Genomic DNA, 18750 nt, shown 5'->3' with positions numbered 1-18750 from the left:
GGCTGGCTCCACTCAATCAAAGCCAAGGAGATCGAAGATGTCGCGGTCCTTGAGCGGCACCGCCTGCATCGGCTCGCTGCCGGCGAGCAGCGAGGCCGCGAGGCGCAGATACTCGTTCTGGGCGCGCTCGACGTCGGGCGAGGCCTCCATCTCGAACAGCGTGCACTTCTTCAGCCGGCTCTTTCTGATGACGTCGAGATCGGGGAAGTGCGCCACCGTCCTCAATCCGGCCCGCTCGTTGAACTTGTCGATCTGGTCCGTCGCGGCGCTACGGTTGGCGATCACGCCGCCGAGCCGCACCGGATAGTTGCGCGACTTGGCCTGGATCGCGGCGACGATGCGGTTCATCGCGAAGATCGAGTCGAAATCATTGGCGGCGACGATCAACGCGCGGTCGGCATGCTGCAGGGGGGCAGCGAAGCCGCCGCAGACGACGTCGCCGAGCACATCGAAGATCACGACGTCGGTGTCTTCGAGCAGATGGTGTTCCTTGAGCAGCTTGACGGTCTGGCCGACGACGTAGCCGCCGCAGCCGGTGCCGGCCGGCGGCCCGCCCGCCTCGACGCACATCACGCCGTTATAACCCTGGTAGACGAAGTCCTCCGGGCGCAGCTCCTCGGCGTGGAAATTGACCTGCTCGAGAATGTCGATGACCGTCGGTACCAGCCGCTTGGTCAAAGTGAAGGTGGAGTCGTGCTTGGGATCGCAGCCGATCTGCAGCACGCGCTTGCCGAGCTTGGACAGCGCGACCGAGAGGTTCGACGACGTCGTGCTCTTGCCGATGCCGCCCTTGCCATACACCGAGAACACCTTCGCGGTGTCGATGACGACGTTCGGATCGAGCTGCACCTGCACGCTGCCGGCCCCGTCAGGGCGTCGCGGCGCGGTCGTCAGCGGCGGTCGTAATGTCACGTTCATGCGGCAACTCCCACGCCTTCGAGGCGATCTTCGAGCTCTTCCCCCGCCTTGCGCAGCACGTCGAGCATGTCAGGGTCCGGGGTCCAGTAATTGCGCTCATGCGCCTCGATCAGACGGTTGGCGATCTTCGCCGACGCGGCCGGATTGAGCGAGGCAAGCCGCTCGCGCATCGCGGGGTCGAGCACGAAGGTCGTCGTGATCTGCTGATAGACCCAGGGCGCGACCTGGCCCGTGGTGGCCGACCAGCCGACGGTGTTGGTCACATGCGACTCGATCTGGCGCACGCCCTCATAGCCGTGGGCGAGCAGCGCCTCGTACCATTTCGGATTGAGCGTGCGGGTACGGGTCTCCAGCGCCACCTGCTCCGACAGCGTGCGCACCGTGCCTTCGCCGCGGGTCTGATCGCCGATATAGACCGGCGCCGCCTCGCCCTTGGCGCGCTTCACCGCGCGGCTGATGCCGCCGAGCGTATCGAAATAATGGTCGATCGTGGTGACGCCGAGCTCGACCGAGTCGACGTTCTGATAGGCCGCATCGACGCCGGCCAGCACATGGCCGAGCAACGCGTCGCGCCGGACAGGGCGTCCGTCGGTGCCGTAGGCAAAGCCCTTGCGCCGTGTGTAGACGTCGGCGAGTTCGTCCTCATCGGTCCAGGCGCCGCAATCGATCAGGTGGTTGACGTTGGCGCCATAGGCGCCCTCGGCATTGCCGAACACACGCAGCGACGCATCCGCCAGCTCGCCGCCATGCGCGGCCTGGAACGCGACCGCGTGCTTGCGCACGTAATTCATGTCGGACGGCTCGTCGGCGGACGCCGCAAGCAGCGCTGCTTCGGCGAGCAACTTGGTCTGCAACGGCATCAGGTCGCGGAAGATGCCCGAGAGAGTGATGACGACATCGATGCGCGGGCGGCCCAACTGCTCCAGCGGGATCAGCTTCGCGCCGCAGAGGCGGCCATAGCTGTCATGGCGTGGCTCGGCGCCCATCAGCCACAGCGCCTGCGCGATCGGCCCGCCCTCGGTCTTGAGATTGTCGGTGCCCCACAGCACCAGCGCGATTGTCTCAGGCAGCTTGTGGCCTTCACCTGCATGGCGGGCGAGCAGCCGCGCGACCTGGCGCTCGGCATCCTTGAGCGCGAAGGCGCTGGGGATGCGGAAGGGATCGAAACCATGCAGGTTGCGCCCGGTGGGCAGCACGTCGGTGTTGCGCAGCAGATCGCCGCCGGGCACCGGACGGATATAGCCGCCGTCGAGCGCGTGCAGGATCGCGGGCGTCTCGCTGTCGGTGGCGAGCATCCTGTCGAGCTCGGCACGCTTGGCCGGATCGGCGATGCCGGCGAGGTCGAGCAGCTCGGTCCGCTGCCCCTCGGGCGGCGGCGCGCCGACGATGTGCAGGCCGTGTGGGATCAGCGAGTATTCCAGCTCCAGCACGCTCGCGGACAGCGCGCCGATGCTGGCATCGCGCTCGTCGCCCCACAGCGGCTCGGCCGCGGCAAGATCGACCGCCGCCGCCTGCGCCTGGATCAGCGCCGCGCTGCCGCCCCTCACCTGCTCGGTCGCGTCCGGCGACAGATTGCGCCAGGCGTCGAGCGAGGATTTCAGATCGGCGAGCCCCTTGTAGAGGCCGGCGCTGGTGATCGAGGGCGTGAGATAGCTGATCAGGGTGGCACCGCCACGCCGCTTCGCCAGAGCGCCCTCGGACGGGTTGTTGGACGCGTAGATGTAGAAGTTCGGCAGGTCGCCGATCAGGCGCTCCGGCCAGCATTCCGCGGACAGCCCGGCCTGCTTGCCCGGCATGAATTCGAGCGCGCCATGGGTGCCGAAATGCAGCACGGCGTGGGCAAGGAAATCCTCGCGCAGCCAGCGATAGAACGCCGCAAACGCATGCGTCGGCGCAAAGCTGCGCTCGAACAGCAGCCGCATCGGATCGCCTTCGTAGCCGAACGCCGGCTGCAGGCCGACGAACAGATTGCCGAACTGCTCGCCCAGCACGAGGAGGCTGGCGCCATCGGTCTGGTGACGGCCGGGCGCCGGCCCCCACTGCTTCTCGATCTCGGCGAGGTGGCGCTCGCGCCGGACATGCTGATCCACCGGGATGCGCGCCGCGACGTTGGCGGCGGTGCCGAAGCGCTCGGCATTGCCCTTGAGCACACGTGCGCGCAGCGCGTCCACGGTGTCGGGGACGTCGATCGTGTAACCTGCCGCGCGCAGCGATGTCATCACATTGTGCAGCGACTCGAACACCGAGAGATAGGCCGCGGTGCCGGCGCTGCCGCCGTTCGGCGGGAAGTTGAACAACACCACGCCGAGCTTGCGCGCGGCGCGCGCGGAGCGGCGCAGCTCCACGAGCCTGGCGACGCGTGCGGCGAGTTGCGTCGCGCGCTCCGGCAGTGAGGCCATGTCACGGCCGGCATCGGCCATCGCCGAGCGCCCGCCGAACACGGTCGGGCCGACGGCGCCGTCGAGCTCGGGGATCGCGACCATCATGGTGGCTTCGACGGGCGTCAGCCCGCGCGCGTCATCGCGCCACTGCTCGACGGTCTGGAATTCGAGCGGATGCGCCGCGATCAGCGGCACGTCGAGGCCGGCCATCACCTCTTCCGCGGCGCGCGCGTCATTGTAGGCGGGGCCGCCGACCAGCGAGAAACCGGTGAGCGAGATCACGGCATCGACGGTGGCGACGCCGTTCTTCTGGAAATAGCGCTCGATCGCAGGGCGCGAGTCCAGCCCGCAGGCGAACACCGGAATGACCGCAAGCCCGCGCGCCTCCAGCGCTGCGATCACGCCGTCATAATGCGCGGTGTTGGCGGCGAGCAGATAGGAGCGCATCAAGATCACGCCGACGCGGCCGGCCGGCTTCGCCAGGGCCGGCAACTGGTCGGCGCGCTCGATGATCCGCGGCGACAGCCGCGGATGATAGAGGCCGACATCCGGATAGGTCACCGGCTCGGCCGCGTTGGTCTTGCCACGCAGCGCGGCGCGCGGGCCGTCGGCGTAGCGGCCGACCAGGAAGCGCACCATGTTCGCAAAATTCTGCTCGGAGCCGGCGAGCCAATATTGCAGCGTGAGGAAGTAGGCGCGCAGGTCCTGTGCGGTGCCGGGGATGTAGCGCAGCAGGCGCGGCATCCGCTGCAGCATCTTCATCTGGCCCTGGCCGCTGGAATTGCCGGAGCGGTTGCTGCCGCGCAGCCGCTTCAAGAGGCCGAGCACGCCGGTGGCGGAGCCCGACATCGTCAGCTTGCCGAGCCGGGTCAGGCGCACCACCTCGCCGGCCGAGAGGCAGCCGATCATGGCGTCGCATTGGTCGCGGCGCGCCTGCAACGCCGGCAGCACCGGCTGGATGTGATCCTCCATGAACAGCATCGTGGCGACGACGATGTCGCCGGTGGCGATATCGGCAAGGCAATGTTCGAGCGCGGTCGGATTGCAGCCCCACTCGTCGGCCGCATGCACCTTCAGATCGAGCCCGGGCAGCTCCGCCTGCAACGCCGTGCGCGCGCGCACGGCAGCCGAGGCGAGATGGCTGTCCATCGTCACGATCACCACCCGGATGGGTGTGACGTCAGCGACCGAAATGCGCTTTGGCATCGTACAAGGTCTCGAGCGTGATCAGGTTGACGTTGCGCTCGCGCGCGAATCGTTCGGTGTTGCGGCGGGCCTTGCCGCGCACGAAGAAGGGGATCTTGGTCAGTTCGCGCTCGGCGTCGGACGCCCAGGCAAGCTCGGTGGTGACGTTGGTTTCGACGACGCGCAGCTGCGGCTGCTGCGGCGGCGCGGCCGGTGCTGCGCCGAGATGCGACGGCGCGTGATCGGCGAATTCATGGTCCTCGCGGAACATGCCGAGCAGATGCTCCTCCAGGCCCATCATCAAAGGATGCACCCAGGTGTCGAACAGCACGTTGGCGCCTTCGAAGCCCATCTGCGGCGAATAGCGCGCGGGAAAATCCTGCACGTGGCACGGCGAGGAGATCACGGCGCAGGGAATGCCGAGCCGCTTGGCGATGTGACGCTCCATCTGCGTGCCAAGCACGAGCTCGGGCCGCAGCTCACCGACGCGGGCCTCGACCTCCAGGTAATCATCCGTGATCAGCGGCTCCACGCCGTAGATCGCGGCGGCTTCGCGGATCTCGCGGGCGAACTCGCGGGCATAGGTGCCGAGGCCGACGACCTCGAAGCCGAGCTCCTGCGTCGCGACGCGCGCCGCGGCGACCGCATGGGTCGCGTCGCCGAAGATGAAGACGCGCTTGCCGGTGAGATAGGTCGAATCGACCGAGCGCGAGTACCACGGCAGCCGGCTCTCGCTGCGCGCCAGCACCGGCGCGGCATCGACGCCGGCGAGGCCTGCGACCTCCGCAATGAAGTCGCGCGTCGCGCCGACGCCGATCGGGATCGTGCGCGTGAAAGGCTGGCCGAACCGGCGATTGAGCCATTGCGCCGTCGTCAGCGCGATCTCGGGATACAGCACGATGTTGAAATCGGCGTCGGGAAGGCGGGCGAGATCGGCCGGCGTCGCGTTCCACGGCGCGACGACGTTGATCTCGATGCCGAGCTCCACAACCTGCCTGGTCACTTCCGCGAGGTCGTCGCGGTGACGGAAGCCGAGCGCCGTCGGACCAAGCAGGTTGCAGACTGGACGGGCGCCTGTCTTCCTTTCACGGCGGGGGGAGCCATCAGCGGAAGACGCAGCCAACGCCCGTACAATCCGGTAGAGCGTTTTCGAGGCGCCCCAATTCTCCTTGCGCTGATAGGCCGGCAGCTCGAGCGGGATCACCGGAATGGGAAGCTTCAAGGCCTGCGCGAGCCCGCCGGGATCATCCTGGATCAGCTCGGCCGTGCAGGACGCGCCGACCAGCATCGCCTGCGGCTGGAAGCGCTCGTAAGCGGCGCGCACCGCGCTCTGAAGCAGATCCGCAGTGTCGCCGCCGAGATCGCGCGCCTGGAACGTGGTGTAGGTGACCGGCGGGCGGCGGTCGCGGCGCTCGATCATCGTGAACAGGAGATCGGCGTAGGTGTCGCCCTGCGGCGCGTGCAGCACGTAGTGCACGTCGCGCATCGCGGTCGCGATGCGCATCGCGCCAATGTGCGGAGGTCCTTCATAGGTCCAGACCGACAGCTGCATCTCACACCGCCAGTCGGGTTTGCCGCAGCAAGGGCCGCGCGAACAGCTCGGCGAGATCGCCGGCCTGCTCAAACCCCTGAATCGGCGTGAAGATCAGCTCGATCGACCATTTGGTCGTGAGACCCTCGGCTTCCAGCGGATTGGCAAGGCCGAGCCCACAGACGACGAGATCGGGCCGCGCGGCGCGGCAACGGTCGAGCTGGCGCTCGACGTCCTGGCCTTCGCTGAGCTGCGTGCCAACGGGCAGCAGCGCCAGCTCGGAGGCGAGATGATCGCGGTGCAGATAGGGCGTGCCGATCTCGACCAGCTCCATGCCGATCTCGCGCGCCAGGAAACGCGCCAGCGGGATCTCGATCTGGGAGTCCGGAAACAGGAAGACGCGCTTGCCGGCGAGCTGCGCGCGGTAGCGCGCCAGCGCGCGCTCGGCCCGCGCCTTCAGCGGCGCGAGGGTCCGCTCGACATGGGGGCGAGAGACACCAAAGGCGTCGGCGGCGGCTGCGAGCCACAGCGCGGTGCCTTCGCCGCCGAGCGGAAATGGCGCAGCGATACGGCGGCAACCGCGCTCCTCGAGCGCACGCGCGGTGTCGCCGAGGAAGGGCTGCGCCAGCAGCACGCGCGTCTCGGGGCCGATCGCGGGCAGCTCCGAGGAGCGGCGCGGCGGCAGGAAGGAGACCTGGTCGATGCCGAGCGCCGCAAAGGTCCGCCTGAACTGATCCTCGACGACATCGGCGAGCGCGCCGACCACCAGCAGCGATGGCCGCGCAGCCCGATCGGCTGCGGGGAGCACCGGCACCAGCGACGCGAGGCAGGCATCCTCGCCTTGCGTGAACGTCGTCTCGATGCCGCTGCCGGAGTAGTTGAGCACGCGCACATCAGGTGAGAAGCGCTGCGACAGCCGCAGCGCCGCGCGTGACAGGTCGAGCTTGATCACTTCCGACGGGCAGGAGCCGACCAGAAACAGCAGCTTGATCTCGGGCCGACGCGCCAGCAGCTGCGCGACGATGCGGTCGAGCTCGTCATTGGCGTCGACGAGGCCGGCGAGATCGCGCTCCTCCATGATGGCGGTGGCGAAGCGCGGCTCGGCGAAGATCATGACGCCGGCGGCCGACTGGATCAGATGCGCGCAGGTGCGCGAGCCGACGACGAGGAAGAACGCGTCCTGGATCTTCCTATGCAGCCAGACGATGCCGGTGAGGCCGCAGAACACCTCGCGCTGTCCGCGCTCGCGCAGCACGCCGTCCGGCGAAGCAGGTGGTTTCACGGCACAGGCTTGCGCGGACATGCTCATGACGCGCGCTCCACGCTGGTGACGGCGGCCGGCGCCATCGCCTCGCCCTGCAGCCGCGCCGCGCGCAGCTTGAGCAGGAATTGCGCGGCGTTGATCGCGTAGGCGGCGTAGGCGGCTAGCACGAGCAGCATCTGCTGCTGGGCGCTGCCGATATGACCGATAATCGCGGCCAGATAGGCCGTATGCAGCGCGATCACCAGCATCGAGAATACGTCCTCCCAGAAGAAGGCCGGTGCGAACAGATAACGCCCGAACACGACCCGCTCCCAGATCGAGCCGGTGATCATGATGGTGTAGAGCAGTGCTGTCTTCAGAACGACCGAGGCGGTCGCGAGCCAGAGTCCCTCGCCGGTCGCGAGATAGCGCGCCACGAGTCCGAGGCTGATCAGGAAGACGAGAAATTGCAGCGGCGCCAGAATGGCCTGCACCAGGGTCCATGGCGTGGCGTCGCGCCGGCGCCTTTCCTCAGGCGTGTAAAGCGCTTGCCGCTTTGCACGCGGCGCCGGTTCAGGCGTGAAGCAGAGCTGGCTCCAGAGCGACGGATCGGTGGCGGATGTGAACTGGGCGTCACACCATGTGTAAAGATGATTTGACAACATCGGTGCCCAGTGATGCGATGACGACAACCACAGGGGGATTTGTGGTGCACCGCACTCGGTCTGATCAGCGCTACGTTGTGCAGTTCGCAGGTGGCGCATCGCAAATCCCCGAGTGCGAGCCCGATGGGGAAACGCTAGACCTGGGCGGGAAGAGTGTCAATCAAAATTGACGTCAAATAATATTGACGCAACGAGTGACGTGCGCTCATATGGAGGGGAGGCGCTTATGACCGAGCTCAATGAGACAGCCCGATTTCCGCGAGCCCGCTTTCGGACGAAGCGTGGGCAGCCCGGCTTTCATGCGCCTGCATCGCCGCGCATCATCGCGCCGCTGCGCAACACACGTCACCCTCAACTCAACGACGCGATCGAAGCCGAGATCATTCCGCGGCTCGTGATGGCCCATGCCTCCGCGCTCGAACGCGTCCCGGCAATCATCACGGCCTCGGCGCAGGAGGCGGCTGATTTCGCCGAACTCGTGCTGGATGCGGACGACGTTGGCGCAGTGGCCTGCATCCAGGCGCATCGCGATCACGGCGAGACCCTGGAGCGCATCTATCTCGACCTCCTGGTCCCCACCGCGAACCATCTGCGCCATCTTTGGGCGGACGACGAGCGCGATTTCGCCGACGTCACGCTCGCGCTGTGGCGGCTGCAGCAGCTGCTGCGGCATTTCAGCTCGGCCTTCTGCGCCGAGCTCTCGGTCGCGCCCGCGGGGCTGCGCGTGCTGCTAACCACGGCGCCGGGCGACAGGCGCGAGCTGGGCCACATGATGTTCGGTCTCGTGCTGGCGGGCGAGTTCTTCCGTCGCGACGGCTTCGAGACCTGGATCGAGCCGGACACGGCCGATCGCGGCTTCGTCGAGACGCTTCGCTCGCAGTGGTTCAACGTCGTCGAGTTCTTCGCCAACAGCGACAAGAAGCTTGACGATCTTGCCTCGAACATAAGGATGGTCCGGCGCGAGTCCTCCAACCAGGATGTCGGCGTGCTGGTCTGCGGTCCTGCTTTTATTGAACGGCCTGAACTCGTTCTCCTGGTCGGCGGCGACGGTGTCGTCTCCGATCCGAGCAGAGAGGCTTCGCAAGCCCGGCACGTCGTGAGTCTTCTGACCGAACGGCGATAGCTGAGGGTGCAGTGAAGATGAATGCTGGAACGAGACTTGCCGCGCGAAGGCTCCTTGACTGGGAGGACAACGGCGTTGGTGAGGGCGTTCAGAGCTCCGAAAGAGTCGCTTGGCGACCTCAATGCGGATGTTGCGGGCATGCTGGTGGCCGCAGCGTCCGACATTGCGCTCGCGCTCGACGCCGACGGCAACATTCAGGACCTGGCTTTTCAACAAGCCGGCCTGCCGCTTGAATTGAGAAACACAGACGCGTGGATCGGCCGATCCTGGCAAGCAACAGTGTCCGAGGAAAGCCAGACCAAGCCAGAGCTGCTGCTCGCCGAAGCCTCCCAGCGCAAGGTGTCGCGCTGGCGCGAGGTGCGTTATCCGGCCGCGCGCGGACCGGACATCCCGATCCTGTTCGCGGTGGTGGCGATCAAGGGCGCGGCGCGCTTCATCGCGGTCGGCCGCGACGTGCGCGCCACCGCCGCGCTCCAGCAGAAGCTGATCGAGGCGCAAGTTGCCATCGAGCGCGACTACTCGCGCATGCGCAACGCCGAATCGCGCTACCGGATCCTGTTTCAGATCACGGCCGAGCCGGTGCTGATCGTCGATGCGGTGAGCCATCGCATCGTCGAGGCCAATCCGGCCGCGGCCGCCCTGCTCGACCATGGCGCCGCCAATCTGATCGGCAAGCTGTTTCCCGACGTGCTGCTGCTCGACGACATGGCGATGTCGCAATCCCTGTCGCTGGCGATCCGCTCGCAGGGCAAGATCGAACGCGCCAAGATCCGGCTCGACGGTGGCCGCGACTATCTGCTCGACGGCACCTTCTTCCGGCAGGACAACTCGTCGCTGTTCCTGCTGCGGTTCTCTCCGCAGACGTCGCAGCCTGCGCTCCCCAGGACGTCCGACGTCAACACCCAGCTCGTGCAGTTCGTCGAATCGGCGCCCGACGGCTTCGTCATCACCGACATGGACGGCCGCCTGCTGCACGCCAACGCCACCTTCCTCCAGCTTGCCCAGATCGAGAACATGCACCAGATCATGGGCGAGACGATCGACCGCTGGATCGGCAAGTCGGCGATCGATTTCTCGGTTATGCTGACCAATCTGCGCCAGCATGGCAGCGTGAAGCTGTTCTCCAGCGTCGTCCGCGGCGAGCACGGCTCGCCGGTCGACGTCGAGATCTCCGCCAGCACGGTCGGGGCGCCCGGCCAGGCCCGGCTCGGCTTCACCATCCGCAACGTCGGCCCGCGCATCTCCGGCGACGGCGGCGACCACGGCTATATTCCGCGCTCCCGCGAGCAGCTCGCCGAGCTGATCGGCCGCGTGCCACTTAAGGAGCTGGTGCGCGAGACCACCGACGTGATCGAGCGGATGTGCATCGAGACCGCGCTCAAGCTGACCGGCGACAACCGCGCCACCGCCGCCGAGATGCTCGGCCTCAGCCGACAGAGCCTCTACGTCAAGCTGCGGCGCTATGGCCTTGCCGAGCCGAGCGAAGAAGACAGCCAGTTGGAATAGGTGGAACAGTTGCAATGACCGAGATCGCGCCCGTCCCGCTCGCTCCCCGGCTTCATCCCTCGGCCGTTCTCGAGCTGTTGAAGCCGATCACCTGGTTTCCACCGATCTGGGCGTTCGGCTGCGGCGTGATCTCGTCCGGCGCGCCGCTGGCGCCGCGCTGGCCGGTCGTGATCGCGGGTCTCGTGCTCGCCGGGCCGATGGTGTGCGCCACCAGCCAGGCCGTCAACGATTGGTTCGACCGCCATGTCGATGCGCTCAACGAACCGGACCGGCCGATCCCGTCGGGCCGCATTCCCGGACGCTGGGGTCTCTATATTGCGCTGATCTGGACAGTGCTGTCGCTCGGCGTCGCCACCCTGCTCGGCACCTGGGGCTTTGCCGCTGCGGCGCTTGGCCTCGCGCTGGCCTGGGCCTACAGCGCGCCGCCGATCCGGCTCAAGCAGAACGGCTGGTGGGGCAACAGCGCCGTCGGCCTCTGCTACGAAGGCCTGCCCTGGATCACCGCGGCAGCGATCATGAGCGCGCAGGCGCCGTCCTGGCCCGTGCTCGCGGTCGCCCTGCTGTATAGCGCGGGCGCGCACGGCATCATGACCCTGAACGACTTCAAGTCGATCGGCGGCGACCGCGTCAGCGGCGTCAACTCGCTGCCGGTGCTGCTCGGCGCCGAGCGCGCCGCGCGCCTCGCCTGCATCACGATGGCGCTGGCGCAGGTTGCGGTGTTGACGCTGCTCATTGTCTGGAGCCGCCCGGCCCACGCCATCATCGTGGTTGCGCTGATCGCGGCCCAGCTGGTGCTGATGCGGCGGCTGATGACGAACCCGCGCGAGCTCGCGCCCTGGTACAACGGCACGGGCGTGCTGCTCTACGTGCTGGGCATGCTGGTCACGGCGTTCGCGCTGGCGGGGTTGTCGGCATGAGCAACGCTGCGCCCGCTCCTCTGTCCTGGTTCGGCATCGTCAGGCTCGGCCTGGTGCAGACCGCGCTCGGCGCGGTCGTGGTGCTGACGACCTCGACGCTCAACCGCGTCATGGTCATCGAACTGGCGCTGCCGGCGATGATCCCCGGCCTGCTGGTCGCGATCCACTATGCGATGCAGGTGCTGCGGCCCTGGCTCGGCCACGGCTCCGATGTCGGCGGGCGTCGTTTCGCCTGGATCGTCGGCGGCATGGCCGTGCTCGCGGCTGGCGGCCTGCTGGCCGCAGCGGCCACTGCGCTGATGGCGACCCACCTCGCCCTCGGCCTGACGCTCGCCGTGATCGCGTTCATCATGATCGGCATCGGCGTCGGCGCCGCCGGCACGTCGCTCTTGGTGCTGCTCGCCAAGCGGACCGCGCCAGAGCGGCGCAGCGCCGCCGCCTCGATCGCCTGGATCATGATGATCACAGGCTTCATCGTCACCACGGCGGTGGCCGGCAAGGCGCTCGATCCGTTCTCCGGCGAGCGGCTGATGCTGGTGTCGGGCACGGTCTCGGCGATCGCCATGGTGCTGACGCTGCTCGGCGTCTGGGGCATCGAGCAGCCCGACACCTCTGCCGAGACGACCTCCGCCATCGCGGAGCGGTCGGGCTTCATGCAGGACTTCCGCGAGATCTGCCGGGAGCCGCAGGCGCGGCGCTTCGCGATCTTCATCTTCGTCTCGATGCTCGCCTACAGCGCACAGGACCTGATCCTGGAGCCGTTCGCCGGCAGCGTGTTCGGCATGACGCCGGGCCAGACCACGCAGCTCTCATCGGTGCAACACATGGGTGCACTGATCGGCATGATCCTGATGCCGGCGATGGCGAGCCTGCATGCCGATTGGCGGATGCGGCCGCAGCCGTGGATCATCGGCGGCTGCCTCGCCTCGGCGCTGGCGCTGCTCAGCCTGGTTGCGGCCGCGACCGTCGGCCCGGCCTGGCCACTGCGCGCTTCCGTGTTGCTGCTCGGCATCACCAACGGCGTCTACGCCATCGCCGCGATCGGCGCGATGATGAACATGGTCAGCGAGGGCCGCGACAACCGCGAGGGCACGCGCATGGGCCTGTGGGGCGCCTCGCAGGCAATCTCGTTCGGCATCGGCGGCTTTGTCGGCACCGCGGCGGCCGACGCCGCGCGCCATTTCATGCCGACGACCGCCTCGGCCTACGCGGCGGTGTTCGCCGCCGAAGCGGCACTGTTCGTCCTCTCCGCCTGGCTCGCGATCTGGATCAAGCGCCCGCGCGAGCCATCACCGACGCTGGCGGCGCAGCCGGCCAATCTGGGAGCCTGACCGATGAGCCCCTCCTCCAGCCCGGAATGCTTTGATGTCGTGGTCGTCGGCGGCGGTCCCGCCGGCGCCACCGCCGCCAATGATCTGGCCCGCCAGGGTCATCACGTGCTGCTGCTCGACAAGGCCGGCCGCATCAAGCCGTGCGGTGGCGCCATTCCGCCGCGGCTGATCGCCGAGTTCGAGATTCCCGACCATCTGCTGGTGGCCCGAATCTCGTCCGCCCGCATGGTGTCGCCGAGCAACCGGGACGTCGACATGCCGATCGACGGCGGCTTCGTCGGCATGGTCGATCGCGAGCACTACGACGAATGGCTGCGAGCGCGCGCCGCCGCAAACGGCGCGATCCGCCGCACCGGGACCTTCAGCCATATCGCGCGCGACGACGACGGCAAGTCGGTGGTGCACTATGTCAGGCGCATGGACGACGGCAGCGTGCGCGAGGACCGTGTGCGGGCCCGAGCCGTGATCGGCGCCGACGGGGCGGTCTCGGCCGTGGCGCGCCAGTGCATCCCCGAAGCCAGCGAGATGCGCTACGTGTTCGCGTATCACGAGATCATCCGCTCGCCGGACCGCAGCCATCCGGTGTTCGATGCCGCGCGGTGCGATGTCGTCTATCGCGGCCGGCTGTCGCCGGACTTCTACAGCTGGGTGTTTCCGCACGGACCGACCACCAGCATCGGCACCGGCAGCGCTCATAAGGGCTTTTCGCTGCGGGGCTCAGTCGCCGAATTCCGCAAGGCCGCCGCGCTCGACGATCTCGAAACCGTCCGCCGCGAAGGCGCGCCGATCCCGCTGAAGCCGCTGTCGCGGTGGGACAATGGCCGCGACGTCGTGCTGGCCGGCGATGCGTCCGGCGTGGTGGCCCCGGCCTCCGGTGAGGGCATCTACTACGCAATGGCCGGCGGCCGCGCGGCCGCCGTCGCCGTTGCCTTGTTCCTCAAGACCGGCGATGCGGCCGCCCTGGCCACCGCCCGCAAATCCTTCATGCGCAAGCATGGCGCCGTGTTCTTCATCCTCGGCATGATGCAGCGCTACTGGTACACGAACGACGCCCGCCGCGAGCGCTTCGTCGCGATCTGCCGTGACAAGGACGTCCAGCAGCTGACCTGGGACGCCTACATGAACAAGGAATTGGTCCGCGCCAAGCCGCTGTCGCATGTGCGCATCTTCTTCAAGAACATCGCGCACCTCACCGGGCTCGCGAGGGCCGCCTAGCGGCTCGCGCAATGGGTGAGCTGTTTCGCAGCCCGCATCTGGTCGACCTGATCCTCGCGGTGGTCGCCGTGGAGTTCGCCGCCGTGGCGTGGATCTGGCAGCGGCACCGCCGCGGCATCAGCCCGCGGGCGCTGTTCCCCAACCTGCTTGCCGGCGTCTTCCTGCTGCTGGCGCTGCGCTGCGCGCTGATCGGGGCGCCTTGGTTCTGGCTCGCAGGCTGTCTGGCGGCCTCGGGTCTCGCCAACGCCGCCGATCTGCGGCAGCGCTGGCGATGAGGGGGCGGCCGATACCGATCACTTCTTCTCGGAGAACGTCTTCAGATACGCGATGACGTCCTTGCGCTGCTGCTCGTTGGCGAGCTTGAACACCATCTTGGTCGATCCAGTGGCCTGATCCGCTTTGCCCTTGTCGGTGAGGAACTTCTTCAGGAAGGCGTTGGGATCTGGGAGGTATGCGAAGATGTTGTCCTCGGTCCAGACCAGCCCGGCCTCGCCGGCATGCTTGTTCAGCTCAGAATAGGCGAAGCCCGGATAGGTCCCGGTAGGCCGGCCGACCACGCCGGTGAGCACGGGACCGACCGCGTTCTTCGCCTCCGGTCCGATCCGATGGCAGGTCATGCACTGCTTGAAGACCTGTTCGCCCTTCGCAGCGTCGCCGCCGTCCAGCGCCAATGCGGCGCCTCCCGACGTTGCAACCACGACTGCCGCAACCAAACCCGCCTTGAGCATGTGCATCCTCCCAATTTGTCGTTCCGTTAGCCCATGTGACCTCATCGTTACATTTATCAGTGTCATGATATCTTGTCATTCTCACCCGAGTGATTAAGTCGCAGCTCGAACATGCAATAAGCGCAGGGATACCAACGAAAGCTGGATGCTCTGAAATAAGCCTTGACAGCGAGCGCCCTGCATGGGCTAACGACATTCTCAAGACTCTCAATACGTTAGCGGGATGGGGCGCAACACCTTCAAAATGCGCGCCAAATGAACTGGCCGCAATCCCCCGAGCGTCTCAAGAGGGTGCCAAGATAACGGGTGCCAAGACCATGGCCGAGTTTCACGGTCCACGACCCGACGTGACATTGCTGCTGGACATGGACGGCGTGATCCGTGAGGCGACGCTGTCGCCGAACATGTCAGCCGAGAATGTCGACATCTGGCTCGGCCGTCCCTGGTCCGAGATCGTCGATGATGCGAGCGAGAAGATCGAGCGCATCATGCAGGACACCAGGCGGACCGGCATTTCCGCGTTCCGACAGATCACGCAGCGATTCCCGAGCGGTCTCGAGCTGCCGATGGAATTCACCACCGTGCTACTCGGTGGCCGGGCCGGCATGCTGGCGATCGGCAAGAATCTGCAGGCGGTCGCGGAGCTCCAGGCCCGGCTGATCTCGGCCCAGCAGACCATCGAGCGCGACTACTGGAAGCTGCGCGAGATCGAGACGCGCTACCGCCTGGTCATCGAGGATTCCAACGAGGCTGTGCTGCTGACGAAGGTGTCAGATCTGCGCATCGTCGAAGCGAATCGGACGGCGGCAGCCGCGCTCGGCGTTTCAAGCCGGCGCCGGGACAATCTGGTGGGCCGCGAGTTCCTGCAGGAGATCCCGCAAAAGGATCGCGAGCCGGTGGAGCTGATGCTGAGGCGCGTCCGCGACCAGGGCAAGGCGCCGGGCATCGTGATTCACCTCGGCCAGGACACCGCCCCCTGGATGCTCCGGGGATCGCTGATGAGCAGCGACACCGCCCCGATGTTCCTGCTGCAGATGGCGCCGATCGGCAAGGCCGCGCAGCCCGGTCCGCTGCCAGACGATCCCGAGGCGCTGATCGACAATCTTCCCGATGCCGTCATCAGCATCGATGGCACCGGTGCGGTCAAGCGCGCCAATCGGGCCTTCCTGGAGCTGGTCGAGGTCGGATCGAAAGAGGCGCTGATCGGCGAGAAGCTCAGCCGGTGGCTGACGCGCCCCGGCGCCGACCTTTCGGTGCTGATCTCCAACGTCGAGCGCCATGGAGCCGTCCGGCTGCTGTCGACCACGATCCAGGGCGAGCTCGGAACCGAGACCGAGGTCGAGATCTCGGCCGCCGCCCATGGCCTCGACGGCCAGCGCCGGATCGGCCTGGTGTTGCGCAACATCGCCAGGCGGTTGTCGCCCACGGCGGAGCATGACAATCTGCGGGTCGCCCTCGCGGGCATCAACGAATCGGTCGGCAAAACACCATTGCGCGACCTGGTGAGGAGCACGGTCGAAGTCGTCGAGCAGCATTACGTCCGCGCTGCGCTCGAGCTCGCCAACGGGAACCGGACGTCGGCTGCCGAAATTCTCGGCCTCAGCCGCCAGAGTCTTTACGCCAAGCTCGATCGGTATAATCTGAGCCAGCTCGAAGAAAGCGACGAGGAAACCGAAAAGGGGAGATAGTTGCCCGTTCCGCTGACAACGCCGGCCTTCGGCCACGCTACTCTTGCGGATTGCGAGCGTGAACAGATTCATCTCGCAGGCTCGATCCAGCCGCACGGCATTCTCCTGGCGGTCAAGGAGCCCGACAACATCGTCATCCAGGCCAGCACCAATGCGGCCGCCTTCCTCAACACCGGCTCCGTGGTCGGACGTCCGTTACGCGATCTTGGCGGCGATCTCGCGCTGCAGATCCTGCCGCATCTCAACAGCCCGCTCCATCTGGCTCCGATGACCCTGCGATGCACCGCCGGGGCGCCGCCGCGCCGGGTCGACTGCACGCTTCACCGGCCCTCGAATGGCGGGCTGATCGTCGAGCTGGAGCCGGCGACGAAGACGACCAACATCGCGCCTGCGCTCGACGGCGCCTTCCACCGCATCACCTCAGCCTCATCGCTGCTCGGCCTGTGCGACGAGACGGCGACCATCTTCAGGGAGATCGCCGGCTACGACCGCGTCATGGTCTATCGCTTCGACGAAGATGGCCATGGCGAGGTGTTGTCGGAGCGGCGGCGGCCGGATCTGGAGGCCTTTCTCGGCAACCGCTATCCGGCGTCCGACATTCCGCAGATCGCGCGCCGGCTCTACGAGCGCAACCGGGTGCGCCTCCTGGTCGACGTCAACTACAGGCCTGTGCCGCTGCAGCCGCGCATCTCGCCGCTCAACGGCCGCGATCTCGACATGTCCCTGAGCTGCCTGCGCAGCATGTCGCCGATCCACCAGAAATATCTGCAGAACATGGGTGTCGGCGCGACACTGGTGTGCTCGCTGATGGTCAGCGGAAGGCTGTGGGGACTGATCGCCTGCCATCACTATGAGCCGCGCTTCGTGCCGTTCGACATTCGCGCGGCAGGCGAGGCGCTGGCCGAGACCTGCGCGATCCGGATCGCGGCGCTGGAGAGCTTTGCCCAAAGCCAGTCCGAGCTGGTCGTGCGCCGGCTGGAGCAGCGGCTGGTCGAAGCGGTGTCGCGCGACGGCGAATGGCAGGCCGCGCTGTTCGACGGCTCGCAGTCGCTGCTGCAGCCGCTCGGTGCCAGCGGCGCGTCGCTGCTGTTCGAGGGCCAAGTCACGACCGCCGGCGACGTCCCGTCGACGCAGCGCATCCGCGACCTCGCCGCCTGGCTCGATCGCCGGCGCAACACTCCGGGAGCAGCCCCCGAGGGCTTGACGGCGACCAGCTCGCTGACGCTCGATGAGCCGTCCTTTGCCGACATCCGCTCGATCGCCAGCGGCTTGATCGCCGCTCCGCTGTCGGCGAGCGAGGGCGAGTATCTGTTGTGGTTCCGGCCGGAGCAGGTCCGGACGGTGACCTGGGGCGGCGATCCGCTCAAGGCCGTCATCATCGGCGACGATCCGTCGGATCTGTCGCCGCGGCGCTCGTTTGCGAAATGGCATCAGCTGGTCGAAGGCAAGTCCGAGCCGTGGTCGAGCGCCGAGCTCGCCTCCGCCCGCGCGGTGAGCGAAACGGTCGCCGACGTGGCGCTGCAGCTGCGTTCGGTCCGCATGGTGATCGCGCAGGACCAGCTCGCCACGATCAGCGCTCAGGTGCTGCGCTCGGAGCAGCCGGTCATCATCGCCGATGTCGAGGGCCGCATCCTGCTGATGAACGAAGCGTTCGAGCAGCAGCTGCGCGCCCCGCATCCGCACATCCCGCATCTGCGCGATCTCGGCAGCTACTGCACGGCGCCGGCGGAATTCCGCGCCAATCTCGACGACCTCATGCGCAACAAGCGGAGCTGGCGCGGCGAGCTGACACTGACGGGCGGCGCCTCGCCGCAACGGCCGTTGATGGTGCGCGCCGACCCGGTGATCGCACCGTATGATCGCGTGCTCGGCTTCGTGCTGATCTTCTCGGACTTGACCGAGCGCAAGACCGCCGAGGCGGCCCGGGCGCGCTTCCAGGAAGAGATCGACGGCGCCCGCCGGCCGACGCTGCGGCTCGATCAGAGCGCAAGCCTGATCTACAAGGAGCTCGCTGCCTCCACCGTGGAGAACGCGCAGCTCGCGGCGCTCGAGGTGACGCACGGAGCACAGGCCGGCAGCATGCCGGAGATGCTGGAGAGCATCCGCAATTCGACCACGCGGACACTGGAGATCCTCGAGCACCTGGTGTGGTACCGCTCGCAGAGCGAAGAGTGACGGCGGGCCGCAGCTCTCGTCCGGGCGACCTCGACTGCCTTGTCCGTCCTGTCTCCGGAGAGCCAATCTGGATTCGAAAATCTCCCGACGTCGGCCTCTGCGATCCAAGTTGCGGCTGGGCCGAATTGGAAGGGCATATGCGAT

Annotated in this window: 14 protein-coding genes; 8 read left to right on the top strand and 6 right to left on the bottom strand. The window is 67.2% G+C overall.

Going from position 1 to position 18750, the window contains the following annotated elements; genetic code table 11:
* Nucleotides 1-12: 12 nt before the first annotated feature.
* From bchL to bchF, 5 genes are read right to left on the bottom strand one after another with little or no spacing between them, the layout of a single operon-like run.
* Complete coding sequence (gene bchL, locus QX048_RS09555) at nt 13-918, bottom strand: ferredoxin:protochlorophyllide reductase (ATP-dependent) iron-sulfur ATP-binding protein (protein ID WP_315714321.1); 906 nt, start codon at nt 916-918, stop codon at nt 13-15.
* A complete protein-coding gene (locus QX048_RS09550; protein ID WP_316169211.1) occupies nt 915-4505 on the bottom strand; it encodes a magnesium chelatase subunit H in 3591 nt (1196 codons plus the stop codon). The genes bchL and QX048_RS09550 overlap by 4 nt, the downstream gene beginning before the upstream one ends.
* Complete coding sequence (bchB, locus tag QX048_RS09545) at nt 4480-6036, bottom strand: ferredoxin:protochlorophyllide reductase (ATP-dependent) subunit B (protein WP_316191944.1); 1557 nt, start codon at nt 6034-6036, stop codon at nt 4480-4482. The genes QX048_RS09550 and bchB overlap by 26 nt, the downstream gene beginning before the upstream one ends.
* Before the next feature lies 1 nt (nt 6037).
* Nucleotides 6038-7318, bottom strand: coding sequence for a ferredoxin:protochlorophyllide reductase (ATP-dependent) subunit N (locus QX048_RS09540; protein ID WP_410051254.1), 1281 nt, complete (start codon nt 7316-7318; stop codon nt 6038-6040).
* Between the two features lie 2 nt (nt 7319-7320).
* Nucleotides 7321-7920: a 2-vinyl bacteriochlorophyllide hydratase gene (bchF, locus tag QX048_RS09535; RefSeq protein WP_316169214.1), complete on the bottom strand. Its 600-nt coding sequence runs from the start codon at nt 7918-7920 to the stop codon at nt 7321-7323.
* Nucleotides 7921-8149: 229 nt separating this feature from the next.
* Between bchF and QX048_RS09530 the strand changes: the two genes are divergently transcribed.
* The 6 genes from QX048_RS09530 (at nt 8150) to QX048_RS09505 (ending at nt 14290) form a co-directional block, all read left to right on the top strand.
* Entirely contained in the window at nt 8150-9046 is an 897-nt protein-coding gene (locus QX048_RS09530; RefSeq protein WP_315750179.1) for a B12-binding domain-containing protein, read from the top strand.
* A 138-nt stretch (nt 9047-9184) separates the two neighbouring features.
* The gene (gene ppsR, locus QX048_RS09525; protein WP_315768641.1) at nt 9185-10552 is read left to right on the top strand and encodes a transcriptional regulator PpsR; all 1368 of its coding nucleotides are present in this window, start codon (nt 9185-9187) and stop codon (nt 10550-10552) included.
* Between the two features lie 14 nt (nt 10553-10566).
* A complete protein-coding gene (gene chlG, locus QX048_RS09520; RefSeq protein ID WP_316191946.1) occupies nt 10567-11469 on the top strand; it encodes a chlorophyll synthase ChlG in 903 nt (300 codons plus the stop codon).
* The gene (locus tag QX048_RS09515; protein ID WP_316191948.1) at nt 11466-12800 is read left to right on the top strand and encodes a BCD family MFS transporter; all 1335 of its coding nucleotides are present in this window, start codon (nt 11466-11468) and stop codon (nt 12798-12800) included. The genes chlG and QX048_RS09515 overlap by 4 nt, the downstream gene beginning before the upstream one ends.
* Before the next feature lie 3 nt (nt 12801-12803).
* On the top strand, nt 12804-14015 hold the full coding sequence (locus QX048_RS09510) for a geranylgeranyl diphosphate reductase (RefSeq protein WP_316191950.1): 1212 nt from the start codon (nt 12804-12806) through the stop codon (nt 14013-14015).
* An 11-nt stretch (nt 14016-14026) separates the two neighbouring features.
* A complete protein-coding gene (locus QX048_RS09505) occupies nt 14027-14290 on the top strand; it encodes a hypothetical protein (protein ID WP_316191951.1) in 264 nt (87 codons plus the stop codon).
* Between the two features lie 18 nt (nt 14291-14308).
* On the opposite strand, the gene QX048_RS09500 is transcribed toward QX048_RS09505, so the two are convergent.
* On the bottom strand, nt 14309-14743 hold the full coding sequence (locus QX048_RS09500) for a c-type cytochrome (protein WP_315714312.1): 435 nt from the start codon (nt 14741-14743) through the stop codon (nt 14309-14311).
* A 317-nt stretch (nt 14744-15060) separates the two neighbouring features.
* Between QX048_RS09500 and ppsR (QX048_RS09495) the strand changes: the two genes are divergently transcribed.
* Together ppsR (QX048_RS09495) and QX048_RS09490 are read left to right on the top strand one after the other, a co-directional pair.
* A complete protein-coding gene (ppsR, locus tag QX048_RS09495; RefSeq protein ID WP_315714311.1) occupies nt 15061-16431 on the top strand; it encodes a transcriptional regulator PpsR in 1371 nt (456 codons plus the stop codon).
* Nucleotides 16432-18606, top strand: coding sequence for a GAF domain-containing protein (locus QX048_RS09490; RefSeq protein ID WP_316200720.1), 2175 nt, complete (start codon nt 16432-16434; stop codon nt 18604-18606). It begins immediately after the preceding gene.
* The last annotated feature ends 144 nt before the right edge of the window (nt 18607-18750 follow it).

The organism is Bradyrhizobium sp. SZCCHNS30572 (assembly GCF_032484415.1).
In the GTDB taxonomy this organism is placed as follows: domain Bacteria; phylum Pseudomonadota; class Alphaproteobacteria; order Rhizobiales; family Xanthobacteraceae; genus Bradyrhizobium.
The sequence above is the reverse complement of the archived record's forward strand: the minus strand, read 5'-3'. Positions and strand labels throughout refer to the sequence as shown.